Annotated in this window: 23 protein-coding genes and 1 riboswitch; of the genes, 7 read left to right on the top strand and 16 right to left on the bottom strand. The window is 48.2% G+C overall.

Translation table 11 applies throughout. The features are described 5' to 3' along the window. Both ACYCSE_RS15995 and ACYCSE_RS15990 read left to right on the top strand, forming a co-directional pair. Entirely contained in the window at positions 1-609 is a 609-nt protein-coding gene (locus ACYCSE_RS15995; protein WP_459698783.1) for an MBL fold metallo-hydrolase, read from the top strand. Positions 610-681: 72 nt separating this feature from the next. Then, a complete protein-coding gene (locus ACYCSE_RS15990) occupies positions 682-1,770 on the top strand; it encodes a M24 family metallopeptidase (protein WP_341161978.1) in 1,089 nt (362 codons plus the stop codon). Positions 1,771-1,835: 65 nt separating this feature from the next. Here ACYCSE_RS15990 and ACYCSE_RS15985 read toward each other — a convergent pair whose 3' ends face one another. The 3 genes from ACYCSE_RS15985 to ACYCSE_RS15975 all read right to left on the bottom strand — a co-directional run bounded on the left by ACYCSE_RS15985 (position 1,836) and on the right by ACYCSE_RS15975 (position 5,632). Further along, a complete protein-coding gene (locus ACYCSE_RS15985; protein WP_459698781.1) occupies positions 1,836-2,534 on the bottom strand; it encodes a queuosine precursor transporter in 699 nt (232 codons plus the stop codon). 246 nt (positions 2,535-2,780) lie between these two features. Beyond that, entirely contained in the window at positions 2,781-4,178 is a 1,398-nt protein-coding gene (locus tag ACYCSE_RS15980; RefSeq protein WP_459698779.1) for an L-cystine transporter, read from the bottom strand. Positions 4,179-4,396: 218 nt separating this feature from the next. Continuing rightward, positions 4,397-5,632: a PTS transporter subunit EIIC gene (locus ACYCSE_RS15975; protein ID WP_459698777.1), complete on the bottom strand. Its 1,236-nt coding sequence runs from the start codon at positions 5,630-5,632 to the stop codon at positions 4,397-4,399. Between the two features lie 497 nt (positions 5,633-6,129). On the opposite strand from ACYCSE_RS15975, the gene ACYCSE_RS15970 reads away from it, so the two are divergent. After that, positions 6,130-7,830 (top strand): methyl-accepting chemotaxis protein, encoded by a 1,701-nt coding sequence (locus ACYCSE_RS15970; RefSeq protein ID WP_459698775.1) that lies wholly within the window; start codon positions 6,130-6,132, stop codon positions 7,828-7,830. A gap of 97 nt (positions 7,831-7,927) precedes the next feature. Here the strand turns inward: ACYCSE_RS15970 and ACYCSE_RS15965 are convergent, their stop codons facing one another. The 10 genes from ACYCSE_RS15965 to cobD form a co-directional block, all read right to left on the bottom strand. Then, positions 7,928-9,547, bottom strand: a complete 1,620-nt coding sequence (locus ACYCSE_RS15965; protein WP_250267811.1) for a cobyric acid synthase — start codon at positions 9,545-9,547, stop codon at positions 7,928-7,930. A 38-nt stretch (positions 9,548-9,585) separates the two neighbouring features. Then, positions 9,586-10,455 carry an adenosylcobinamide-GDP ribazoletransferase gene (cobS, locus tag ACYCSE_RS15960; RefSeq protein WP_459698772.1) on the bottom strand — a complete coding sequence of 290 codons (870 nt, stop codon included), beginning with the start codon at positions 10,453-10,455 and terminating at the stop codon, positions 9,586-9,588. Continuing rightward, positions 10,452-11,012, bottom strand: coding sequence for a bifunctional adenosylcobinamide kinase/adenosylcobinamide-phosphate guanylyltransferase (cobU, locus tag ACYCSE_RS15955; protein ID WP_459698770.1), 561 nt, complete (start codon positions 11,010-11,012; stop codon positions 10,452-10,454). Before cobU ends, cobS begins: the two co-directional genes overlap by 4 nt. Next, positions 11,009-12,079 carry a nicotinate-nucleotide--dimethylbenzimidazole phosphoribosyltransferase gene (gene cobT / locus ACYCSE_RS15950; RefSeq protein WP_459698768.1) on the bottom strand — a complete coding sequence of 357 codons (1,071 nt, stop codon included), beginning with the start codon at positions 12,077-12,079 and terminating at the stop codon, positions 11,009-11,011. The genes cobU and cobT overlap by 4 nt, the downstream gene beginning before the upstream one ends. A 43-nt stretch (positions 12,080-12,122) precedes the next feature. Then, positions 12,123-12,956, bottom strand: a complete 834-nt coding sequence (locus ACYCSE_RS15945; protein ID WP_459698766.1) for an ABC transporter ATP-binding protein — start codon at positions 12,954-12,956, stop codon at positions 12,123-12,125. Continuing rightward, on the bottom strand, positions 12,953-13,999 hold the full coding sequence (locus ACYCSE_RS15940) for a FecCD family ABC transporter permease (RefSeq protein ID WP_103047604.1): 1,047 nt from the start codon (positions 13,997-13,999) through the stop codon (positions 12,953-12,955). The genes ACYCSE_RS15945 and ACYCSE_RS15940 overlap by 4 nt, the downstream gene beginning before the upstream one ends. Next, the gene (locus ACYCSE_RS15935) at positions 13,996-15,003 is read right to left on the bottom strand and encodes an ABC transporter substrate-binding protein (RefSeq protein WP_235307820.1); all 1,008 of its coding nucleotides are present in this window, start codon (positions 15,001-15,003) and stop codon (positions 13,996-13,998) included. Before ACYCSE_RS15935 ends, ACYCSE_RS15940 begins: the two co-directional genes overlap by 4 nt. 208 nt (positions 15,004-15,211) lie before the next feature. Next, a riboswitch (cobalamin riboswitch) is annotated at positions 15,212-15,405 on the bottom strand. 122 nt (positions 15,406-15,527) lie between these two features. Beyond that, complete coding sequence (locus ACYCSE_RS15930; protein WP_459698763.1) at positions 15,528-16,286, bottom strand: histidine phosphatase family protein; 759 nt, start codon at positions 16,284-16,286, stop codon at positions 15,528-15,530. Between the two features lie 44 nt (positions 16,287-16,330). After that, positions 16,331-17,302 carry an adenosylcobinamide-phosphate synthase CbiB gene (gene cbiB, locus ACYCSE_RS15925; RefSeq protein ID WP_452566464.1) on the bottom strand — a complete coding sequence of 324 codons (972 nt, stop codon included), beginning with the start codon at positions 17,300-17,302 and terminating at the stop codon, positions 16,331-16,333. Then, positions 17,292-18,395 carry a threonine-phosphate decarboxylase CobD gene (cobD, locus tag ACYCSE_RS15920; RefSeq protein ID WP_452566463.1) on the bottom strand — a complete coding sequence of 368 codons (1,104 nt, stop codon included), beginning with the start codon at positions 18,393-18,395 and terminating at the stop codon, positions 17,292-17,294. The genes cbiB and cobD overlap by 11 nt, the downstream gene beginning before the upstream one ends. 159 nt (positions 18,396-18,554) lie before the next feature. Here cobD and ACYCSE_RS15915 point away from each other — a divergent pair, with 159 nt between their 5' ends. Together ACYCSE_RS15915 and ACYCSE_RS15910 are read left to right on the top strand one after the other, a co-directional pair. Further along, positions 18,555-19,556 (top strand): lipoate--protein ligase, encoded by a 1,002-nt coding sequence (locus ACYCSE_RS15915; protein WP_452566462.1) that lies wholly within the window; start codon positions 18,555-18,557, stop codon positions 19,554-19,556. A gap of 162 nt (positions 19,557-19,718) precedes the next feature. Then, positions 19,719-20,519, top strand: coding sequence for a Cof-type HAD-IIB family hydrolase (locus ACYCSE_RS15910; protein WP_023987642.1), 801 nt, complete (start codon positions 19,719-19,721; stop codon positions 20,517-20,519). A gap of 139 nt (positions 20,520-20,658) precedes the next feature. On the opposite strand, the gene ACYCSE_RS15905 is transcribed toward ACYCSE_RS15910, so the two are convergent. Continuing rightward, positions 20,659-21,570 (bottom strand): DMT family transporter, encoded by a 912-nt coding sequence (locus tag ACYCSE_RS15905; RefSeq protein WP_013309297.1) that lies wholly within the window; start codon positions 21,568-21,570, stop codon positions 20,659-20,661. 132 nt (positions 21,571-21,702) lie between these two features. Between ACYCSE_RS15905 and ACYCSE_RS15900 the strand changes: the two genes are divergently transcribed. Next, positions 21,703-23,196 carry an aminotransferase-like domain-containing protein gene (locus tag ACYCSE_RS15900; protein WP_459698759.1) on the top strand — a complete coding sequence of 498 codons (1,494 nt, stop codon included), beginning with the start codon at positions 21,703-21,705 and terminating at the stop codon, positions 23,194-23,196. Positions 23,197-23,210: 14 nt separating this feature from the next. On the opposite strand, the gene ACYCSE_RS15895 is transcribed toward ACYCSE_RS15900, so the two are convergent. Then, the gene (locus tag ACYCSE_RS15895) at positions 23,211-23,981 is read right to left on the bottom strand and encodes an MBL fold metallo-hydrolase (RefSeq protein ID WP_452566460.1); all 771 of its coding nucleotides are present in this window, start codon (positions 23,979-23,981) and stop codon (positions 23,211-23,213) included. A gap of 165 nt (positions 23,982-24,146) precedes the next feature. Next, positions 24,147-25,208: a sulfate/molybdate ABC transporter ATP-binding protein gene (locus tag ACYCSE_RS15890; RefSeq protein WP_061829549.1), complete on the bottom strand. Its 1,062-nt coding sequence runs from the start codon at positions 25,206-25,208 to the stop codon at positions 24,147-24,149. A 219-nt stretch (positions 25,209-25,427) separates the two neighbouring features. On the opposite strand from ACYCSE_RS15890, the gene ACYCSE_RS15885 reads away from it, so the two are divergent. Continuing rightward, positions 25,428-25,829 carry a secondary thiamine-phosphate synthase enzyme YjbQ gene (locus ACYCSE_RS15885; RefSeq protein WP_235307813.1) on the top strand — a complete coding sequence of 134 codons (402 nt, stop codon included), beginning with the start codon at positions 25,428-25,430 and terminating at the stop codon, positions 25,827-25,829. Positions 25,830-25,915: the final 86 nt, after the last annotated feature.

Genomic DNA, 25,915 nt, shown 5'->3' with positions numbered 1-25,915 from the left:
ATGCTCGGCCAATTGGAGCCATTACGCAAGGCTATCTCAGATGTGGGTGAGGATATCAGCCGCGTGAAAAGAATTATTTTAACACATCAGGATATTGACCATATCGGAAATGTTCATGCACTGCTGGATCTGCTGCCGAATACTGCCCTGTTAGCCCATAAGGATGACGTTCCTTATATGACAGGGGAGCGACCGTTTGTGAAGCTGACGTCGGAACGGATTAAACAAATGGATACTGTGCTCAAGCAGCAAGCAGAGGATATGATTCGCCGCCTGCCAGATTTGCGCTTTGCTCATATTCTTGAGGACGGTGAGCATCTACCCTATGGTGGAGGAATACAGATTATACATACACCTGGCCATACACCCGGGCATATCAGCTTGTATGTGCCCGCACAAAAGCTACTGTTGGCAGCAGATGAACTGCTGGTAGTCGAAGGTGAACTGGTCGGTCCTGCTGAGTCGGCTACGCCGGATATGCCATTGGCTCTGAAGAGCCTCGAAAAGCTGACGGTATTGGATGTTGAAAAGGTAATCTGCTACCATGGCGGCTACTATGATCAGAACGTACAAGCACGTCTGCAAACATTAAGTCAGGCAAGAGAGTAAGCCATTCAAAGCTATAAATTATGATGTAATAAGAGCTATAATGAATACATGGACAGAAAGGAATGAGACTCTATGAATGATAAAATTACAAGATTATATGATGAACTGAAGTCACAGTCTTGGGACGGCCTGCTTGTGACCGATCCCAAACATATTTACTACCTGACGGGCTTTGCCAGTGATCCGCATGAGCGTTTTCTTGGTCTCGTGCTGCTTCGAGACCAAGAACCAGAACTGATCGTACCCGCTCTGGATGCAGAAGCCGCCCAAGCTGCTTCTTCTGTGACTCGTATATCCACCCACACCGATACGGACAATCCATATGATCTGCTTCGTCAACGTACAGGCACCGGAGTGAAAACATTTGCGCTGGAAAAGGAGCACGTCTCCGTCCTCCGTTATGAACAGTTACATACTGCTATTGGCGCGGCTCAATATGTGGATCTGGGTCCTGTGCTTCAAGAAATGCGTGTGAGAAAAACTCCTGAGGAAGTACAACGTCTGAAACATGCAGCTCGTTTGGTGGAAGATGCTCTTCGCCACGGCCTCACCCATGTGCGCGAAGGAGTGACGGAAGTCGAGCTGGTGGCCGAAATCGAATATCAGATGAAAAAAATCGGCGCAGATGGCCCGTCCTTTGACACAACAGTGCTGTCTGGACCCAAAACAGCCTTGCCTCATGGTGTTCCAGGCACCCGCAAGCTACAGCATGGCGATCTGCTCATGTTTGATATGGGCGTATATTCCGATGGCTATGCTTCGGATATTACGCGTACTTTTGCTTTTGGAAAGCTGTCGGCTGAGCTGGAAACGATTTATAATACGGTTCTTCGCTCGAACGAAGCGGGAATTGCCGCCATTCGCCCGGGAGTTTCTTGCGCATCCGTAGATCAGGCAGCACGGGCTGTTGTTGAAGCCGCTGGATACGGCCCTGCCTTTAACCATCGAGTTGGACACGGCCTTGGCATGAGTGTTCACGAATATCCATCTGTACACGGAGGCAATAGCGATCTGCTTCATGAAGGCTTCGTGTTCACCATCGAACCCGGCATCTATGTGCCAGGCCTCGGCGGTGTGCGGATTGAAGATGACGTTTTGGTCACCTCTGATGGTGTTGAAGTGCTCACCTCTTTTCCAAAAGAACTGACAGTGCTGGGATAAACCCATCGCTATTCATTATATTGGTATGTAAAAAAGGATGAAAAAAGGAGGGGCACCCCAAGCCATCATGGCTTGAGGGTTTGCCCCTCCTCTTCTATAAAGCGGAAATTGCGTGCGATGTACAAAATGGGTGTACCCGCCGCGGTCAGTACAAATTTTAAGATGTAGGTGGTGAATAATATCTCGAGCCATATCCCCCACGCATAACCGTAAAAGGCAATAGTACAGAAAATGAGCGTATCTATAAACGAGCTGATCATCGTGCTGCCATTGCCGCGAATCCAGAGCTGATGACGTTCCGGGAAGAACTTGCGAATCCAGGCGTACAGACGCACGTCCAGCAATTGACTGATCGCATAGGCTGTCAAGCTGGCAAGCGCAAGTCTTGGCAACAATCCAAACAGCTGTTGCATCGGTGTCTGGGCAAAATCCGTTGCAGTAGGCTCGAACTGCAGCACCATTTGCATCGTTACCGTCGTCATGATCAGAGTGAAAAAGCCGAACCATACAGCTTTACGCGCTTCTTTAGGCCCATATTTTTCATTCAGTAAGTCGCTGGCCATATACATAGAAACATACATCGTATTTCCCAATGTCGTGGTAATGCCGACCAGATCAATCGTTTTGGTTACCTGAATGTTGGCCAGTACAGTAGCAACACCAATCCAGGCGTACAGCCCTTTTTTACCGAACAACCGAAAACATAACAAAAAGAACATAAAATTGACGAGGACAAAAGCTGCCCCCCATAACAGATTAAACATGAAATCCTCCTAGTTTTGATAGCGCGGGATGGTTGCGAACCGCGGTTCATCCGAAGCAAGCCGGAAAAACATTATTTTAATGTATCATAGATTAGGATTTGTGAACAGCCATAATTTACACTGCCCTAAAATCAATACAAAGAGCCGACCTTATGGCCGGCTCTTTGTACAGCGTACATACAGTACGTGTGTTATATTGGCCAGATGGGATATGAGACTGATCGTACACCCTTCATTTATCATTACTTAAGAGTGTGCCGTTGCATCCAACTCCATGCCATGATTATTGAATACGTCTTGATCGTTCTCCTTGAGCACCTTGCCTGAAATGAGACCTGCAGTAATAGAATCATTGACATTTAACGCTGTGCGTCCCATATCAATCAACGGTTCAACTGAGATGAGCAATCCTGCCAATGCCACTGGAAGATTCATGGTGGAAAGCACGATCAGGGAAGCGAAAGTGGCACCACCGCCTACACCCGCCACGCCGAACGAGCTGACCGTAACGACCAGAATCAGCGTGAGGATAAAATCCCAGCTCGTTGGATCAATACCCACGGTTGGAGCAATCATAACCGCCAGCATTGCCGGATAAATACCAGCACAGCCGTTTTGCCCAATAGTCGCTCCCAAGGTCGCAGACAGATTCGCGATGCCGTCGGACACACCAAGCTTTTTCGTTTGTGTTTCAACATTTAACGGAATGGTCGCCGCACTGGAACGAGAAGTAAAAGCAAAAACCAGTGTAGGCAATACTTTTTTCACATACGTCACCGGATTGTAGCCGAACAAGGCCAGCAAAATAAGATGAATGATAAACATGACCAACAGAGCCACATAAGAAGCGAGCACAAACTTGATTAGCTTCAAAATTTCATCTGGATTGGTCGTAGCTACTACTTTAGTGATCAGTGCTAAAATACCGTAAGGAGTCAATCTCAGCACCAGCGTTACAATTCGCATCACTACAGCGTACACTGCATCAATCACTTTACGGAAGGTTTGCGCCTGTTCCGGTTTTTTACGATCCAATCCGAGTACAGCCACCCCGATAAAGGCTGAGAAAATAACCACCGCCAGCGTCGACGTACGACGTGCTCCCGTCATATCCTCAAAAGGATTTGAAGGAATAAATTCCAGCACCTGCTGTGGAATGGTCATGTCCTGAACTGTTCCAAGGCGCTCTTCCATCTTCAAGCCCTGTGCTTGTTCCTTTTCCCCACCTTGAATCTCAATTGCCTTTAGGTCAAACGACAGGCTGGTTACAATACTAACTGAAGCAGCAATTGCCGTTGTAATCAGTAGTACTGCAATAATGGACACGCTGATTTTGCCAAGGTTCTGTCTTCCCTTCAAATTCATAATAGCCGAAATAATCGACACCATGATAAGCGGAATAACGACCATTTGCAGCAAACGGACATAACCGTTACCTGCGAGGTTGAACCAATCAACCGATTTTGTAATGACCTCTGAGCCTGCACCATAAGCATATTGTAGAATTGCCCCGTAGATCAGTCCGAAGCCAAGTCCGGCAAACACCCTTTTTGTAAAGGAGATGTGCTTTTTCTGCATCCAGACCAATACGCCTAGCAGCAAAAGCAGCACGATTACATTTAAAATAATAAAGAAGGTATCCATGTATTATTTCCTCCAAACTTATACTTAATATGTTTTATAAAGTGATCCTTCAATCCGAAGAATACTATATCACAAAACCAACTATTTTTGTAGGTTTTATAACAATAAAATAGTTAAGCAGCTTCAAATTTGGATTTTATCGAAACGTCAAACAGCAAGCCTTCATCTTTCGAGGGCTTGCTGTTTTTTTGTCCTGAACAGAACGACATGTATTCAACTTAGCTGCCGGGGCTCTTTTCCACAACCGAGTTCGGAGAAGCATTCATGCCAGATGTAGATACTCCTTGCGAATGCTCATCTTTTTCATCCACAAAGCCCATAAAATACGTAATTACGCCAGCTGTAACAAACGAAATCAGCATACCCACGATACCGTACACAAGCGTGGGTTCAGAAAATAAAGGTAAGCTGAGCAGCCCAGCAGAGACACCAATACTAGTAAGCTCCGTTTCAAACAGACACATACAAGCCCCACCAACGGCTCCACCGATCATAACTGCTATTAACGGTTTTTTGAAACGGATATTGACACCATACATGGCCGGTTCAATGATTCCCAGCATGGCCAACAAACCTGTGGACGCAGCCAGCGTTTTGACTTTGGCATTTTTGGATTTAACACATACGCCAAATGTTGCGCCAGCCTGAGCGAAAGCCGCTGCAACGACCACGGGAAAAAGGTGATCATAACCCAATGTTGTCAGCGAGCTGATCATAATCGGCAGCATTATATATTGCATACCTGCAATAATAAGCAAAGACATCGTACCTCCGAGCAACAACCCTGTAAATACTCCTGCATTGTCAAACAACCAGCCTAGTCCATCGGATACATGTTGGCCGAGATAACTCCACAGTGGCCCGAAAGCGAACACCATTAAAGGTATAGTGATCATCAGTGTCAAAGTCGGGACAACCATTAATTTAAGTGAATAAGGGATATACCTGTCTAACCATTTTTCGATATACGATGCTATCCAGACGACAACAAGTATGAGCACTATAGATGAAGCAGCTTGTGGGTCTATAACTGGCAGACCGGCAAAACGTACCTCCTCACCAGACTGGAGTAAACTTGTTAATTGGGGATGGAATACGGATGCTACGATGGCTGCTGCAACAAACACATTGCTGCGCAGCTTTCTTGCCGCACTTGCCGCAACAAAAATAGGTAAAAAATAAAATATCCCATCGCTGATAGCCATTAAAATAGTATATACCTGCGGATCAGACAACAATAAACCGAAGGACATTAAAACTAATATAATTACCTTGATCATTCCCGCACCAATCATTGCCGGCAAGATCGGAGTAAATACGCCTGATACATAATCTAATAGTCGACTTATCGGATTTCTCCCTGTGGCAGCTCTATAACTGCCGGAAGTCAGCTCCTGTGTATCTTCTCCTCTGACCTGCGAAATCACTTCTTTGGAAGGTAAATCCCGATTCATAACAACCTTTTCCCCTTTTATATGTATATTGAAGACCACTTTCGAACTTACAAACCAAGCTTATAAGAATATTGTAAAAAAACCGTATTTCTTATGCTACTTATATTACTTCTTTTTTACAATAGTTTTAAAGAAGGGGTAATCTATTCGTTTTTATGCACCTGATAATTTACATCTAACTTACATCTAAACACCTAAGACCATAGTTATATATTTTTTGTTTGTTTTTGGGCAAATATGACTATTCAACCGTCTGTTAATTATGTAAAATAGGTCTAACCTACTTTTTAGTAAATCATGGATTACTTCCCTTTCACATTCTTGTCCCTTGAATTCAGCTGAAATATACATAGAATCCGAACATTTTCAGTCTTTTCTTCAAGCAAGGAAAGGAACACAAGTAGATCATGGCGTGTCAAGTATCTATTGGACAAGCGGCCTACTTCAAGCAGGGAATTCGTCTGATTTTATTACCATCATGTGAGAGGAGATTTTTCATGAAGCGTTTTAATCGTTCCATTGGCGCGAAATTACGAATTATGTTTTTGCTGATTCAGCTCTTTGCGTCCCTTTTGTTCAGCATCAGTTTCTATGCAATATCCATGAGTATCATTAATAACAGTGTCATGCCTCAGGTAGACCAATTGCTAGAAATTGGAGCTAAAAATGTGTATCAGGATCTCAATATTTCCTTAGCTGTTCAGGCTGGGCAAGGAAGCGGTTCTGATTCCGGCTCCGCTATACAGATGGAATCCTATCTTCAGGACAAGGTCGATACCCTCAAATTAGAATCGGCTTATATCGCGGTAGTGAAGGATGATAAAGCCGAAGTCGTCGCACGGAATGTAAAATCAGTATACAAGGTCAAGGATGCACTCATTCCTGTTGAGGATATTAAAAAAGCAAAACAAGGCGAGATGAATATCAGTGAAATTTACAGCGATTCATACGGAGTACACAAAACCGCCTTCTTTGCTATATCAGGTAGTAATCTAGTTCTGGGTGTGAACGAAGACGTCGGATTTGTACAGGAAAAATCCCAACAAATTCTATGGATTTGCATAGGTATTACAGTGGCAACGCTCCTGCTGGGCGGCATTATTTCTACCCTCGTGATACGTAAAGTTGTAGAACCCATTGCTGAATTGGTTCGTCATAGCGAAAAAATTGCTCAAGGTGATCTTTCACAAGAAGCGAAGGTTCATGGAGTTAATGAAATTGCCCAACTTGCCCGCAGCTTCCAATCCATGTCTCATAACTTGAAAGAAATGATCGGCCATGTGCTTTCTACATCCGGTGCGGTTGTTGAAGGATCGGACGAGCTACTTCGTCGGACTGAGGCTATCAGTGTAAAAGTGCAGGACTCTACAGTTGCCGCAGAGGAAGTAGCAAAGGGCAGTACCAGCATAGCTACAGCTGCTGCTGAAAATGCACAGGCTATGGAGGAAATCGCTCAAGGTGTTCAGCACATCGCCTCCTCTGCCAATGATGTATCCGATCAAATCAGTGAAGCGACAAAAGAAACGGTTAACGGTAATACGCTCGCTCAAAAGGCTGTAGCTCAAATGTCACAGGTAGGACATGCTGCCGATGAATCGCTTCGATACATCCATAGTATGAATGAGCGCTCAGAAGCCATTGGCAGTATCGTTTCGGCTATCTTCGATATTACGAAGCAAATTCAAATGTTGTCCCTGAATGCCTCCATTGAAGCCGCCCGTGCGGGCGAACATGGACGGGGCTTTGCCGTAGTAGCTGGAGAAGTACGCAAGCTTGCCGAGCAATCTAAAGAAGCCACACAAGAAATTTCCGACTATTTGGTTACCATTCAAGAAGTATCGCAACAATCTGTGGACTCTGTGACCCAAGTGAGCCGTGAAATTCATTCGGGAACGGAAATGGTTCAACAAGCGAGCTCAGCCTTTAACCAGCTAAGTGAGCTTATGCAAAAGATCAATGCTACGATTCAAACGGTATCTGCAGCAACGGAGCAGGTATCCGCCAGCTCGGAGGAAGTATCTGCTTCCGTGGAAGAGACAGCTCTCATCGCAGCCAATGCACAGCATATGATTCAAGAAATCGGTTTAAATGCCGATGAGCAACTGAATGAAATGGAAAGCCACAGCGAAGTTGTTCGCCAATTAAGCAAACAAGCAACCGAACTGCAAAAGGCTGTCCAAAAATTTAAAATTACGTAAGCCGATACAATACAAAGAGGTATCTCACAGTCTTGAAAATGGCTGTAGAGATACCTCTTTATTTTTTAAAAGCGATTTTAATAATCATCCATGAAGTTTATGAATCCATTCCCATAATACGATAAATTTGCTCCATATCTAAATGAGCCCGGACCACCTCTGCGACACGGTCAAACTCTCGTTCCTTGGCTTCACGTACAGTAAAAGTGCTCTCTAAAGGTGCCAAGCCCTTGGCTTGTCGCAATCCATCCAGCCAGCAACGGCGAAAACGGTCATTATCAAACACACCGTGCAAATAGGTTCCCCATACTTTACCGTCTGTCGTACCCCAGCCTTCCTCAAAAGCTGCTTCTTCGCCACGCCGGATACGGAATAACCTTTTCATTTCGCTTAGCTTAAAAGTTATATCTGTAGGTGCGTATGGTTCCGTAACATACTCCGTAACGCCCATATGTATTTCATAACCTTCAATGCTTGGCTTGGAGGCAGAACCCGAATCAGGCACAGTGCTAAGCAAAAGCGGGCAATGATTAGACAGGGTTCCCTGTACGCGTACGGTTTGCTTTTCCTTTAAAAAGGTCGTGGATAGAGCAAGCCAACCTAACCCTTCTGCCTGCTGCGGCAACCCAGATTCGACGGCTTCGGGATCAAATAGTGCGGTACCCAGCATCTGATAACCTCCACAAATGCCAACTAGCTGTGTGCGTCCGGTATTCATAGCCTGCCGAATGTCTTTCTCCAGACCTCTCTCACGCAATTCCAGCAGGTCTCCAATAGTGTCTTTGGTCCCCGGTAAGATAATGGCGTCTGGTACGCCCAACTGTCCAGCTTCAGTGACATAACGAACGCTCACATCCGGCTCTGCGGCCAGAGCATCCGTGTCGGTAAAATTGGAAATCCGCGGATATCGTATCACCGCAATATCCAGTTCTTTATCCTTTGCAGATTGTTTGGGCTTCTTATCCAGTACTACCGAATCCTCTGCTTCAATGCGAATGTCTGGCAGATAGGGCAATACACCGAGTACAGGAATGCCTGTCCGTTCTTCCAGCCAGTCTAATCCTGGTTGAAGCAGAGACAGATCGCCTCTGAATTTGTTAATGATAAATCCGCGGATACGCTGTACTTCATGGGGTTCCAGTAATTCGATAGTTCCTACGAGAGAGGCAAAAACTCCGCCCCGGTCGATATCTGAAATAAGCAACACTGGAGCATCCGCCCAACCTGCCAGATTCATATTTACGATATCGCGGTCCTTCAAATTAATCTCTGCCGGGCTGCCTGCCCCTTCCATAAGGACAATATCATAGGTATCACGCAACCGATTCAGAGCATCCATAACGGTCTGTTTGGCTTTTGGCAAAAAATCCTTCCGGTAATCGGAGGCGCTCATATAGGCATAAGGTACACCGTGTACAACAATTTGTGAGTGCATATCTTTGACCGGCTTAATCAGAATCGGATTCATGTCAGTTGTGGCCTCAATACCGCAGGCCTCAGCCTGCACCCCCTGAGCGCGTCCTATTTCCTTGCCGTCCTCGGTAACATAAGAGTTTAATGCCATATTTTGCGACTTAAACGGTGCGGGACGATATCCGTCCTGCGTAAAAATACGGCAAAGCGCAGTCGTCACCACGCTTTTGCCCACATCCGACGCTGTTCCTTGAAGCATTAATACGGCTGCCGGGTTCGTGCAGGACGGTTCGAAAGTTGACAATTGCCTCTTCCCCTTTAACGAATTCATTTCAAATCTGGTCACAACCCGTACAAAATGACAATAAACAACAATAAAACAGCCTCCAGCAATTCGTTTAAAGTTCCGTATATATCTCCTGTAAGTCCACCCAAGCGGCGGTTAATACGGTTTGCCGTGAAGGTTCCAACACCGTAAGCCAAGACCGGAAGCAACACAAAACCTAGCGAGATTGGAAGGCTCTCAGAATATGAAAGGAACGTCTGTAAGTATGATCCTGCCAATGACAGATTCCCAGTCCCCCTTGTTGCTGTAGCCAAACCTGCCAGAAGATATTGTCCTACGGCAGCACTCAGGGTCACTAATACTGCCCAGAATACGGCCAACCCTACGCGGCCACCACTCATATCAGCAAAACGCGCAGCCAGCCCATCATCATTACGGGCTTTAGGCCAGCGTTTCATTGCATGTACCATAAACCAACGGCTCCAAACCATCGGAAGCAGCAGCAAGCCAGACACATTCCGTTCAACCAGCACCGTATACAGCAAAGAAGCCTTGAGCATAAGTAGCAGCACACAAGCAATAACGCCCATTGCTCCTACACGGCTATCCTTCATAATCTCCAGCATCCGCTCACGGGATCGGTAGCTGAATAAGGCATCAGCCGCATCCATCCACCCGTCCAAATGCAATCCGCCCGTCAACCAAACCCAGACAACAAGCGTAAGAATCGCACACGGCAACGGCGGCAACACCATAGAAGTAAGCGCCGCAAAGCCCCAGACAATGATGCCAATAACCACTCCCACCAGCGGATAATAACTTGCACTGCGTTTAAGCAAATCCGGGGAAAAATCTATTTCCGCCTTCACCGGAAGACGCGTTAAAAATTGAAAAGCCGCCGCAACAGCCTGACGTTCGCGGCTCATAGCTTATATTCCAACTGTTTGAGTTCTACGGGAATGCCCGCCGTCACCAAAAATACTTCATCACAAAGACGGGCAATCCGCTGATTCATAACCCCACTCAAATCCCGATACAGCCGACCCAGCGGATATTCGGGCACAATACCGTCACCAACCTCGTTGGTTACGATGACGAGCTGCCCTGGATACTGCTCCACAGCTGCCGTCAGTTCATTAATGGCAGCTCTGGCCGCAGCCTCGCCGTCCTCGCCTGCGGCCAGCAGCACGTTCGACAGCCACAGGGTCAGGCAGTCGACTAGCACCATAGGCGCGGGCTGCGACGCTTGATCACCGCCAAGCCGTCGCAGCAGCTCAGGCAGCGCCTGAGCTTCCTCCAGCGTCTGCCAGTCGTACCCAGCAGACTCGCGCTGGACCCGATGAAGGGCGATGCGCTCCTTCATCTCCATGTCATAGGCTTGCGCCGTTGCAATGTAGCAGGCGCGCGAAGCGCGCGACATGCATAATCGCTCGGCAAAGTCGCTTTTCCCGCTGCGTGCCCCGCCGGTCACGAGCGCTTTCATCGCTGCGCGGCTCCCTGACCGTCCGATACGCCTGCATTGGCAAAGGTCGCCATTTCGCGCATGATGCGGCACGCCGCATCAATCAGGTGCAAGCTAAGCGCACCGCCTGTGCCCTCCCCGAGCCGCATGTCCAAATGAAGCATGGGCTCCAGCTTGAGCTCGCGGAGCACCGCCGCGTGTCCGCGCTCGTCCGAGGCGTGCGAAGCGAGCATGTACGCAGCGCTAGCAGGCGCAAGTGCACGCGCTGCAAGGGCGGCTGCGCCTGAAATAAAGCCGTCCAACACGACTGGACAGCGATGTGCGGCTGCGCCGAGGATGACTCCTGCCAAGGCGGCAATCTCCAGACCGCCGACCTTAGTGAGCACGTCGAGCGCATCATTTGCATCTGGCTGGTTCACCTCCAATGCGCGGCAGACAACCGATATTTTACGGGTAAGTCCAGCCATATCTACACCCGTTCCCCGGCCTACGATAACTTCCGGCTCTAGCCCGGTAAGAGCACATACGACCGCAGCGCTGGCTGTCGTATTCCCGATGCCCAGTTCTCCGGTAACGAATAGCCGTGTGCCACCTTTGACCGCTTCTGCTACGGCTTCAGCTCCGGCCAAAACCGCCTGTTCCGCTTCCGTACGCAGCATTGCTGGCCCTTTAGCTATATTCGAAGTACCCATGCGTACCTTACGGTCCACCAGATTCGCGTGAGCGACATCCGCATTCACGCCAACATCTACCACCTTGACATCTGCGCCCGCATGGCGTGCCAGCACATTAATTGCCGCGCCACCTGACAGCATGTTATACAGCATTTGCTGTGTAACCTCAGCCGGAAAGGCACTGACTCCCTCTTCACACACCCCGTGATCCGCAGCCATGACCATAACCGTTTTACGATCAAATTCAGGCTTGTCCACTCCTGTAATTCCTGCTAGCTGAATGGCCACACTTTCCAACTTTCCAAGACTTCCCGGTGGCTTCGTTAATTGGTCCAAATAGGCTGAAGCTGCCGAGGCCGCCCCCCCATCCGGCTGGGCAATGCTATCGATCAGCTGACGCAGCTTGTTGTTCATACCTTCCACTCCCTGCTCTTTTTAAGTGTGTTTCATCGTTTATTTAATCTGCTGTATCCGAAGCACTTCTGCGCAGCAAGAGCTGCGGCACACCGCTATCAGGATGCGGAAGCATCACAGGCTCAACACCGTATACTCGTCGAATCCGATCCTCGGTTAATAACTTCGATGAAGCTCCCAATCCTTCAACCATTCCATCCTTGAGTACAAGCAAATCTTCGCAAAATTGGGCTGTCAAGTTAAGATCATGCAAGACCGCAATGATCGTCACACCCGTTTCTTGGCGCCAATCTGCCAACAGTTCCATAAATTCAAGCTGATAGCGCAAGTCCAGATAGGTCGTAGGCTCGTCCAGCAGCAATATTCGTGGCTCCTGTACCATTACTTTTGCCAAAGCTACACGCTGTCGCTGTCCCCCACTCAAGCGGTCCAATGCTCTGTCCGCCAACGTGGTAAGACCCAATCGCTCCAGCACGCGATTCGTGATCGCCTCCACATCAACACCCTTTTCCCTGCCTAACCAGTCCTGATGAGGAAAACGTCCCATTTCTACGACTTCCCTGACGGTGTATCCCACTGGAGGAAGCCCTTCCTGTTGGAGTACGGCTATGAGTCGGGAAAGCTCCTTTCTGCTGTAGCTACCGACCTTTTTGCCATAGATATGAACGTTTCCCGAAGTTGGCTGATCTACACCCGAAAGCAGATGCAGCAAGGTCGATTTTCCACTTCCGTTCGGACCAATAATCCCCCACCAAGTTCCTTCGTCGACGCTCCAGCTTATATTCTTTAACGCATGGAACTCTCCATAGGCACGTGTCAGACCCGCTACCTCTAATGCCCGATCCCGCACCTTCTGTGATTCACTTTGTTCTGTCACAGCAGTTCCCCCCTGCGCAGCTTCTTGTTCCGGTACAGGAGATATGCGAAGAACGGTGCCCCAACAAAGGCCGTCATCACGCCCAGAGGAATTTCCGTGGGGGCTAACAACGTGCGAGCCGCCGTATCCGCCCAAGCCATAAAAATGGCTCCACCGAGCGCAGATAATGGAACAATCATCCGGTAATCAGGACCTGTCACCAGACGAATGATATGCGGTACAACAAGTCCCACAAAGCCAATCACTCCACATACCGAGACAGCGGCAGCTGTCAGCAGCGTGGAAATGATCAGAACAGATAGCTTCGTCGCATCTACATGAACTCCCATGTGAGCCGCCTGACGTTCACCCAAAGCCAAAATATTCAGTACACGTGCCCGGTTCCATAGAAATACCAGTCCTATGACCACATAAGGTAAAAGGATTCCTGTATATGACCAACCGCGCAGGCTAAGACTTCCCATCGTCCAGTACAATATTTCATTGACCGTCTCCTTCGACATGGCTGTCAGAAAGGAAACAACCGCTCCCAGAAAGGATTGCATCACTACACCCGACAAAATGAGACTTTGTGTCGGAATTTTTCCACCTTCCCGTGCCAACGTCAGCACCATCCACAGCGTCAGCATTCCGGTCGTAAATGCCACTAGCGGCAGCGTCCATATGCCAACAAATGAAAATTGAAGGCCCCAATAGATCAGTACTGCCGCTCCTACCGAAGCCCCCGAGGATACCCCCAGTGTATACGGATCAGCCAAAGGATTACGCAGCACACCCTGAAATCCGGCTCCCGCCAGCGCCAGCGCTGCTCCTACCAACATTCCTAGTAACACTCGTGGCAATCTGACCTTCAAAATAATCTGCTCTGAGGATGTATTCCAATCCGGTGTAAATGTATCGCCTAACCACGGAAGGTGGTTAACCAGAATGCCCGTGATCTGGCTGACCGGAAGCTTGGCCGAGCCGATGCCAAGACAGAGCAGCAGCGTCAGCAACAGCAAGACAAGACCTGTCCCTCCAAAGCCGATCAGTTTACGGTTCATTTGAAAATTTCAGGATACACGCCCTTGGCCACTTCCTTGAGACCTTCCGTTACGCGTGGACCCGGACGACTGATCAAATTATCATCCACGGCAAACACCCGGTTGTGGCGAACAGCCGATATTTGATCCCATCCACTGCGAGCTTTAATGATTTCGCCGAGCGTTTGGCCAGTTTTGTCGTCCTTGACACTTTTGCTGTACAAAATCACGTCAGGGTTCGCAGCAATAATATTTTCCTCACTAATTTGGTACCACCCCTTCTGCGTGGCACCTACATTTTCGCCGCCCGCCAAAGTAATCAGCTCGTCCATAAACTCACCTTTACCAACTGTCCAGCCTGGTGAAAACTCGACGTATACCCGCAGCTTCTGCCCTTTACCGATATTTTTAACTCCTTCTTTCACTTCCGCTACATCTGCTCTCATCTTGTCAGTCACCGCTCTCGCATCTTTCTGATGATCGGTGATTTTTCCATACAATTCGATGTTAGCTATGACATCTTCAACTGTCTTCGGTTCCGTTTTAAAAATCATAATTCCCATGTCGCGCAGCTTGGTCGTAGCCTGTTCACTAAGTGATATCCCTGCAAAAACGACTTCCGGGTTAGCAGCAATGATCGCCTCTTCGTTCGGTTTCATAATACCGCCTACTTTAGGCTTTTTCGTAGCTGCTTCCGGGTAATCAGAGTAGTCGGAGACGCCAACTATTTCCTTATCCAGCCCGATGGCGAACAGCGCCTCGGTTTCTGCCGGGGAGACGGAAACGATTTTATCCGGCGCTTTTTTGAATGTAAATTCCTGTCCTGTTGCATCCTTAACTGTGAGTGGGTAAACTGTTTTGCCCGGAGGCTCTTGTGCGGTTACGGTCTTTCCTGGCTGCTGTGCAGAAGTCTGATTCTCTTTATTTTCAGCATTTTTTCCATTAGCGCCACATGCACTCAGCACAACTGCCAAAATCAGAACCAATAGACCTGTTGTCCAAACCTTTATTTTTTTTCCTGCCATGATATGCACCCCTTCATAAAAAAATCGTTAAGAGCGTTACTTGAGCATCATCAGATATCTTCTAAATCCAGCCTTCTTTTCCTATCAAAAAACCCCCGCATCCTTATATCAGGACACAGGGGTCACGTTAGCGCAGATCGTGCGCAGGCGGCAGCTTCTTTCCGCACGGACAGTCACTGCGAACACGTCATCCTTTCCTCGAAGGATTATGGTGACAGGCGGACGGGCAGGTATCCTGACTTATGGTAAGATGCATGTCCTGAAATTCCTTCATATGCTTAGTAGCACATAAAGCAGGACTAACGGGCATGTTTCCATTTACAGTGGCGGGACCGCGCCGGACTTACACCGACTTCCCTTTTAACAGCGCAGGCAAGGGAAACCATAGTTTCATCACACCGCGCCGACCTCGTCTGCTGGATATTTGATGTAGTGGTAGTCAAGCCGTTCTTTTACTTGATGATTATAGGTTAAAATGAGGCGGCTTACAACCCAAACAGCCTCTTTATCCACTGGTGCCTAACCTAACGAGGGAGCATTTCCGCTATGTAATTGTGCGGTCCTGCCAGCCTCAATTGAATCCTAAATGCTTCTCCCGGCTTCGGATTCAGACTCCAAAAATCATGGCCCGGTATCAGCATACAAGCTAACTGACGAATTACGCCACCATGCGTAACGACCAAAACAGAGAGCGGCCCAGCAGTCAAATCCATGGGTCGAACTTCCATAGCAACACGCCATTCATACAGAGAGTCAAGAAATTTCCGCAAACGATTCACAAAATCTGTCCAAGACTCTCCTCCAGGAGGGGTTATCCGTTGCGGCTCATCAATCCAAGCGCGATACAACGACACATCCTTGAGCATGTCATACGTTTTTCCATCCCACTCGCCAAAATGAAGCTCTCGCAGACGTGGTTCCATCATAGGAGACATAATAGATAGGGAACCTCCAGACGTCAATTCTGATTCCGGCACAATGATCTGCAAGGTCTGGCGACATCGCATTAAATCGCTGCAGTAGATTCGAGCAAAGGACTGCCCCTGCAATTCTTCTTGCAAAGGCTTTAATTCCTGTTCTGCTCCCGGTAGCAAACCTAAGTCGGAGTGTCCCAGATATCGACGTTCCTTATTCCATAAGGTTGTGCCGTGACGAACTAACACGAGTTCCATGTCCCAATGCAGATCTTCTTTAGTATCATACGGCACCTTATCCTCCTGTGAGTTCGGACTTTGTACGTATTCTACCGTCCTTTTTGCTGCTATATCTTGTTTCAAGATCATGTCACTTCCTGCTCGATCATTATTCAGTGTGTTACTCCTCACCCTCATTGCACCCATCCCAAGGCAAAACAACCTGCGGCTCCTAACAAACACAATCCTACGAACATACTGGACACGGCGAACATCAGCTGGATTGTATGCCGTATATCTTTCGACTCTAGCGGTCGTATCCAATCGCCCATGTATGCACGAAAGGAGCGCACGCCATGATACACATTATAGCCTCCAAGACGAATCCCCAGTGCTCCAGCAACAGCTGATTCCGGGAAGCCACTGTTCGGGCTTGGGTGCAGACGAGCGTCTCGCTTGACTGTGCGCCAGCTTCTTGCAGCATCTCGCTTGTACATCCACGCCGCTACGACAAGCATTGCCGCTGTCAGGCGTGCTGGAATGTAGTTAGCCACATCATCTAGACGCGCTGAAGCCCAGCCTAAATGCAGATACTTTTCATTTTTATAGCCAACCATGGAATCTAGCGTATTCACAGCACGATAAGCCAGCGCCAAGGGTGCTCCCCCGATCAAGGCATAAAAAAGCGGCGAAATAATCGCGTCCACGATATTTTCAGCGACCGTTTCAACCGTACCGCGTACAATCTCAGGCTCATCAAGCTGTTGCGTATCCCGCCCGACAATCATGCCCAGCTCCCGCCGTGCTGCTGCCAGATCATCCGCCTGCAACGCTCGGTATACTGCCATTCCTGCATCCTTTAGTCCTTTGGAAGCAATCGTGGTCGCAATCAGCACCATTTCTGCGCCGACAGATAACCACGGATGAATCCAGGCAAGCAAGTGCAACAGCGCCCAGGCAAGCGCAAAGGAGCCTCCCGCCACAATGAGCGGAAGCAGTATGCCCGCACGTTTTAGCCCTCGGTCACTGCGGACCTGGCGACGAATCGCTTTTTCCAATGCTGAAATGGCATGTCCCATACCGATGACTGGATGCGGCAACCACCTCGGATCACCGATCAGCCTGTCCAAAAGGTAGGCTGCCAGGATAATCAAGCTAACTGTCACGCCGCTGCTCCTCCTCCAGCACTTCACCCAATACAGACAGCAGCCTGCCGTTGGCTTCTGCATCCTTGACCGCAATCCGAAAATGGCTCGTCGTCAGTCCCGGATACATAGCACAGCTACGTATAAGAATTCCACGTTGTCCAAGCGCCTGCTGAATAGCCGATGCGCTCCACGTACCCGGCGCCCTTGCCAGCACGTAATTGGCTTCGCCGGGAACGACACCGCAGCCCCATTCCGCCAAGGCGGTCAACAGGCGGTTGCGCTCCGCAGCAATCAGCTCCTGTGTTTGGCGCTCATATGCTTGCCCACTTCTCAAACACGCCTCCCCAGCCAGCAACGCCAATCCATTCACACTCCAGGTCACCTGTTTGGCCGTCATTCGCCGGATATAGTCCGGATGAGCAATCGCATAGCCCAATCGCAAGCCAGGAATGGCATAAAATTTGGTCATTGACCGGATCAAAATCACATGAGGATAGCGATCCAGCACAGGCAGCAGTGAGTTTCGCCGTTCCATCGGAATAAAATCAATGAATGCTTCATCCACCACCAGCACGGTACCCGTTGTGCCAGCCGCCTCTGCCAGCTCGCATAGCTCCTGCTCACTATATTGCACGCCATTTGGATTATTCGGCTGTCCGAGGAACAAAACATCTACCTGCTCCATGAGCTGAAGGATGTCCTCCACGTCCGCCTTCCATTGAAGCGAGGCCTTCCCATACACCCGGTTGACCTCGGCTCCGAATTTGCCAGCCAGCTCGGCATATTCCGAAAAACACGGCTCCACTGTACCCACACGCTTAGGAGCTAGTCCCAATAGTAGGAGAGCCATGCTTTCAGCCGCTCCGTTTCCGATACTTAGCGACTCCGGTGGAACATGCAGTCGCCGTGCGAGCATATTTTTAAAATTCCGATGCCCAGGGTCTGGATAGCGAATCACAGTGTCAAATGAGTGTTGCAGCGCCTCAAGCACCTCTGGCGGTGGACCAAGCGGATTAATATTTGCACTAAAATCTACAAAATCCGCAGCAGCTCCGCCAAAAGTCGCGGCAGCTGTCTCCCTGTCTCCGCCATGACCGTAAACCTCTATCATTGCCTCTCATCCTTTCCGCCCGTTTCCAATCATTTAGCTCCATTATGAGGCTGCTTTTTGCGTCCCGTCAATGCAAATGAGCTTTTGTACATGGCTCACTTGGGTTACAATAGAAGGAGGCACACATAAATTACACAGTTTATATACGGAGGAATGGACATGCTGTTCATCGACAACCAGGGGATACACGATCCAGCCATTAATCTTGCTATTGAGGAATACGCGCTCAAGCATTTACCGCTGGACGACAGCTATTTGCTGTTTTACATTAATCAGCCTTCTATTATTATAGGCAAGCATCAAAACACTATTGAAGAAATCAACGCCGAGTTTGTTAGGGACAACAATATTCAAGTCGTTCGTCGCCTGTCCGGCGGTGGGGCTGTATATCATGATCTCGGTAATTTAAATTTCAGCTTCATTACTAAGGATAACGGGGAGTCCTTTCATAATTTCCTCAAATTTACGCAACCTGTGATTGACGCCCTGCGCCAAATGGGAGTAGAAGCTGAAATGACAGGCCGCAACGATCTACAGGTCGGAGAACGTAAAATTTCAGGAAACGCCCAATTTGCCACACGCGGACGTATGTTCAGCCACGGTACATTGATGTTCAACCTGAACTTGGATAATGTGGCTGCATCGTTGCATGCCAATCCCGAAAAGTTTAAATCCAAAAGCACAAAATCCGTCCGCAGTCGCGTGGCTAACATCAGCGAACTGATGGACCGTGAGATGACCATAGAGCAATTTCGCGAGGAACTGCTACGTTCCATATTCGGAGCAGAATTGGATCAGGTGCCTCAATATAAGCTCACCGATGCCGACTGGGCCAAAATCCATGAAATTTCCAAAGAACGCTACCAATCGTGGGATTGGAACTACGGTCTATCCCCCGAGAGCAATATCAAGCACACACGTAAATTTCCGGTCGGTATTATTGATATCCGCATGGATCTTAAGGAAGGCTACATCCGTGATATTAAAATCTATGGGGATTTCTTTGGTGTGGGTGACGTTGCTGATATTGAAAATATCCTGCGCGGCAAGCGCTATGATGAAAGTGAGGTACGTCAAGCCTTATCCTCTCTCGATTTGAAGCACTATTTTGGTAATATTGAGTTGGACGATTTTGTTGGACTTGTATTTTTGGAAGACTAACCGTTACTTTTTCCCATCGTTTCAAGCCAATACTTCAGTGGTTATAAGGGGACAGGCTCTTATAGGAGCTGTCCCCTTTTCATTGCGATATTGTCATTTTGAATATTATAAGATACAATTTTAGCATTGCCCCATGATAGAGATAAAGGAGAGAATACCGATATGTATAAATTAATTGCCATTGATATTGATGATACACTCATTAACGACCAGAAAGAAGTCACACCAGCGACACAACAGGCATTAGAAGCTGCTGTAGCAAAAGGTGTGGTGGTTACCCTCGCTACTGGACGAGCTTATGCCTCTGCACACAAAATTGCTCGCCAGACTGGTTTGAACGTGCCGATCATTACGTACCAAGGAGCTTTGGTTAAAAACCTGCTGGACGAAAACGTGCTGTATGAGCGTTATGTTCCACTCGTGGCTGCACGTCGCCTGTATGAATTCTGCGTGGAACGCAATCTGCATCTGCAAACGTATATAGATGACAAATTGTACACACGTGAAGATAATCAGAAAATCAAAGATTACACGGAGCTGAACAACACGGAATATTTTGTAGAGCCTGTATTCAGTAAAGTTATAGAGCAGCCGGCTCCTAAATTGCTGATTATCGACGAGCCTGAAGTGTTGGATGAATTAATTCCTGAACTTCGCGAACTGCTTGGCAATGAAGTTCACATTACAAAATCCAAGCCTCATTTTCTGGAAATTATGCATCATGAAGGCACTAAGGGCCATGCGCTTACCTTCCTTGCAAACCATTTTGGCTGTGAACTGTCGGAAACGATTGCTATCGGTGACTCCTGGAACGACCACGAGATGCTTGAATGCGCTGGTCTCGGCATAGCGATGGAGAATGCCATTCCCGATTTGAAAAAGCTGGCTGATTACATCACTCGCAGCAATAACGAAGACGGTGTTAAGCACGCCATCGACAAATTCGTACTCAACGTTGAATAAAGTAAAAGTGACTGTTCCCATAATACTTAAATGAAGTAGTACAACAACAAAGCCTCCAAACGTCGCATGTTCAGTAACATACGGCAGTTTGGAGGCCTTTTCTGTCAGATCATATAATAACCTGCCCCCTTTAAAATAATCAGGCAGCAGAACGTACCTTACGCCTGTTCACCAGACGGATAATTCCATTGTTCATAAGGATTAATCCGGTCACAATGAGCAGCACCCCAGCCAGCATCCACCAGCTTACATGCTCTCCATACAACAACGCTCCCAAGCCCACCGCAATCGGCGGTGATATATACAGCCACGTCGTCGGAAACAGGGGATTTGTACGCTCCATGAGCCAGTAGAACAGTGTATGTGCAATCATCGAACCAAACAGGATCAGATAAAGTAAAGACCCCATGGCAGGAAGGTACTGCCACCCCTCAGAACTCCACGGTTCCGTGATCGCAGACAGTAACAGCAGCATCCATCCCCCATGGATCATTTGCGCCGCATTCAGGGCAATCGGGTTCGTTTCACGAAATACATCCATCACTCGCTTGGAATACAGAGCTCCCCCGGAATAACACAGCTCCCCCAGCAAAATGACAAGGCATCCCGCCAGCCACAGACCACTGATCTGAACCGCCAATCCGGGCAGCACAACCAGCACCACACCAAGAAAGCTGATCATGCAGCCAACGACCGTAATCCGTGACGTTTTTTGCCGTAGCAGTACAGATTGCAAAATGACGATCATCATCGGCCCGGTAGCTGACAAAATAGCTCCGATCCCGGAGCTGACATATTGCTCTGCCCAATACAAGGCTGAAAATGTACCGAAGGTCGTTCCTGCTCCAATCAGCAACATTTCCTTACGCCATAATAACGACCATCGTACTTTTCCGGTCAGCTTCATAGCAATGAACAATATCGCCCCTGCCGCGAAAAAACGTACACCTGCCGATAGGAATGGCGGAAGTCCGGCTTCCACTCCCACTTTTATGGCCAAAAACGTTGTGCCAAAAATAAGACACATTACTGTAAACGCGATACCTATCATGATACGTCCCTCTCCCTTCAGTTGCTTTTAAGCATACAGGGAGACAAACAGAACAGATGTATAACTACAGAACAGTTGTATACGTTTTTGAAGTGCTATATAGTACAATACACAGAAAGGAGCGTGGATAGCATGGGTAAGAACAACAGCGAACTACTCTTTGCAGCCGATCATGCCTTAAAGCTGTATGAGCAGGTTATCCATTATGTAACTGTGCGGATTGATCGCGGGGATTGGCAAACAGACATGAAGCTGCCGTCCGTACGAAGCTTGGCTCAGGAGCTGGGTGTACATCGGCTAACTGTTTTCCGGGCATATCAGGAGTTGAAGCAACGGGGACTGGTCTATGTAAAGGACAAATCAGGATATTACGTTCATGCTTCCCAAGCGACTGGGCATGCAAAATATGCTGGCTACTCGGGACATTCGTCCATTGACCTCACGATGCACTCCGAATCTGCCCATGCGGCAGATGATCCGTCAGTTTCAGCCTGGAGAGGAATGGATGGACTTAGCCGCGTTCAATCCGTAAATACGAATTTCCAGTTTTCCAAAGCGCTGATTGACCCCTCTCTCCTGCCCAACCGATTTTGGGGAGAGATGATGATACAGGTATTTGAAAAGCATCCGAAAGTAGCGGCCACCTATTCCGCTGTGCAGGGTGATGCCGAGCTTCGGGAGGCCATGGCACAGCATTTTAGCGTGGATAAGCATTTTGCTTTATCACCGGATGAAGTGCTGATTACCTCCGGAGCACAGCAAGCCATTGATTTAATTGGCCGATCTCTGCTCCGTACAGGAGACCGTGTATTGATCGAACGCCCTGCCTATGGCCCCGCTATGGAAATATTCCGTAGACTAGGCGCACGTCTGACTATGACTGATATTCGACCAGAAGGTTATGATATGGACCAGATTGAGTGGTGCATGAAAACGGAAAAACCACGCCTCTTTTATATGAATCCAACATTCCACAACCCGACGGGCTTTACGGTCCCCGATGAGCAGCGCAAACGACTGCCTGAACTAGCCGAGCGCTATGGCTGCCTCATTGTTGAGGATGACAGCACCTATGACATTAGCTTTGGGCAAAAGCCCCCTTCTCCGATTTTCGCCTATGATGTTTCGGGAAGCGTCGTCTACATTCGAAGTTACAGTAAATATGTCGCACCCGGTCTACGAATCGCAGCCGTGACCTGCCGACCACAGCTCATGAACAGCCTGTTGAACGTCAAAGCGTTAGTGGACAATGGATCGCCACTGCTGAATCAAAAGCTGTTTTTAGAATACTTTCAATCTCCACGTATGCAGCAGCATATTAAAAAGCTATGTATCGCGCTCCAGATTCGTAAGGAAACGATGGAAGACAGTCTCCGCGACTCCGGTTGGACATGGACCAGCCCGGCAGGGGGACTCAACCTGTGGCTCCAGCTGCCTTCTACGTTGAAACCTAATGAATTACTTGCCAAAAGTTTACAAGAGTCTGTATCCTTTGTCCCCGGCAATGTATTTGATCCCATCGGCGCAGAGGGTAAAACACATGTACGGCTGTCCTATTCATACGCCAACGAGCTACAAATCAAAGAAGGAATCTCCACACTTCTACGTATCAGTCAAACGATGTAAAGGTAAAGGCACCTTTATTCTAACGGCAAACTCATGCCGGTGTGTGCCAAGCTAATCCCTTCCAGAAGCCCATAGTTGCGTGTGACATCCACATCATGGGACATATGTGTAAACACTGTGCTTTCGGGTTTAAGCCTTCCTATAAGCTCCTGAGCCTCCAGCATGTCATATACGGAACGGGTGGCATACTCGGCCTCCTCATGATAAAAACTCGTTCCCAGGACGAGCAAATTCAGATTGTGCAAGGGCAGAATTTCCGCCTCATTCAATCCAATCGAATCCGAACAGTAAGCCCACGAGAAACCGTCCTTTTCCAGACGATAAGCGTAGGCATATCCGTTCTTCCCGTGATTCACACGCCATCCCCGGATATTCCATCCGCCAAGTTGGACTCCCTGGTCTACTGGAATAAGATCCAAGTTTCCAGAGAGCCAGGAAAATTGACGCAAGATCGTGTCAATCACTTCCTGTGGCGCGTACAAGCGACCTCTGTTCCCAGTCCAGCGACAGGCATCTGCCCATTCTGGTAATCCTCCAATATGGTCAAAATGTGCATGTGTCACAAGGATCGTAGGGATAAAACGCAGACCGCGCAATTCTAGCTGTCTACGCCAGTCCGGGCCACAATCAATCATAAAGTCCTCCGTCTCGCTTTCGATCAGCACAGACGATCTCAATCTTACATTCGCCCCTGTCGTGCGAGCTTCTGTGCATACGAGACAATCACAATATACACGCGGAACCCCCATTGCATCCCCCGTGCCAAGAAAAATAAGCCAATTCATGGTTTAACTCCTATCTACCTGGGTCTTTTTACTACTATTATAACGAACAGACCGATTCTACGTAAATCATCTGCGTAAATCCTTCCAGCGTCCAACGCCAAAAGGAGCATGCCCAAAGCCGTGAAATCCGGCTAGACATCCCCTCATGCGTGATCGTATTTATTTTCAAATGATGATAGGCATTGGATCTTCCTTCAGGCGGTTTTCCACCATCCAGCTGGACTGGTCATTATAGAGATAGGCTCTATGCACCAACACTCGCACCTGCTGACCAGGTTCCAGCGTAGACTTCTCCAGCGAGCGGTATGTCATGAGACGATGATCCCCGACCTGTACTTCAACCATCCACTCACTTCCACGAAAATGCAAATGCTTCACTGTGCCTTCCTCGGTCGCCGACAGAAGCGTAAATTCCTCGCTTGGCCCCACATCAATATACTCTGGACGGATCAAGGCACGTGTTCCCACTCCAGCAGCTTCTTCGAAGCCTCTGAGACTGCCTGCCTGTTCAATCACCGTAGATTCCCCAATAAAGGAAGCTACGAACGGAGTACCCGGTTTTTTATAAATATCCCAAGGTGTTCCCTTCTGCTCCAGTCGTCCCTGATTAATCACCATAATTTCATCCGCTACTTCAATCGCCTCATCCTGATCATGGGTGACAAAAATTGAAGTAATACCCACCCGCTCAATCAACTCTCGCAGCCAGGTGCGCAGCTCCTGACGAATCTTGGCATCAATAGCTGCAAAAGGCTCATCCAACAGCAGCAATTGAGGCTCTGGTGCCAAAGCACGCGCAAAGGCAACCCGCTGTCGCTGTCCACCTGACAACTGATGCGGATAACGATGCTCAAATCCTTTGAGCCCCGTTAGTTCGACCAACTCTGTGACCCGTTCCTTGATGCGGGTTTTGGAGCTTTTTTTCACTTTCAGGCCAAAGGCAATATTGTCGTAGACGCTCATGTGCTTGAACAAAGCATAGTTTTGAAATACAAATCCGATTCCACGTTCCTGCGGGGACAGCTCGTTTACCCTTTTTCCATGAAAATGAATTTCTCCCGCATCCGGTTGCTCCAGACCCGCCAAAATGCGAAGAATGGAGGTTTTCCCCCCACCACTTGGACCGAGTAAGCCAATAAGATGGCCCGCCTGAATATCAAAAGATACGTCCTTTACTGCATGAAAATTACCGAAATGCTTGTTTAATCCTCTTACTTCCACATGCATATCCGTACACTTCCTTTCCGCTTCTGGACCTGTTCAGGAACAGCAGCAGCCTTGCTTCCCGCAAAGCACGTACCTCATTTGAAATCATTTAATTATTCCAATGTATATACTATGTTTTTTCTTATGTGATACTTTATCAAAGGAAAGTAATTTTCGTCAACTATATATTATATTAGGAATTAAAAGGGTAAAGTATTAGGAAGAAAGGAGATGGAGTTATTGTTGCATACTTTAGAATTATCCACTACACGGCGAGATGAAATGCGCGATATTACACGAGAGGTTGCTTCATTGATCGAAAAAAGCGGGGTACAACAAGGAACCGCACTTGTTTATTGTCCACACACGACAGCCGGCATCGCCATTAATGAAAATGCAGACCCAGACGTCAAACATGATGTGATATTAAGACTAGATGAAGTTTATCCGTGGGAGCATCCCCAATATCGCCATATGGAGGGAAATACGGCTTCCCACCTAAAATCCATTACGACAGGCCCCTCACAAACGCTCATCATCCATGATGGAAAGCTGTTGCTCGGACGATGGCAGGGACTTTATTTTTGTGAATTCGACGGACCACGCAGACGCCAATACCATGTAAAGATCATAAAGGGCTGACGGACCGGGTAAAAAAACAGACCATGATGTTTTCCTACTGGATGCATCATCGTCTGTTAAATTCTTAGTCGCTTTCGCAAAGTAAC

The sequence above is a fragment of the Paenibacillus sp. SEL1 genome (assembly GCF_054602535.1).
This window is presented reverse-complemented; position numbering and strand designations above follow the sequence as displayed.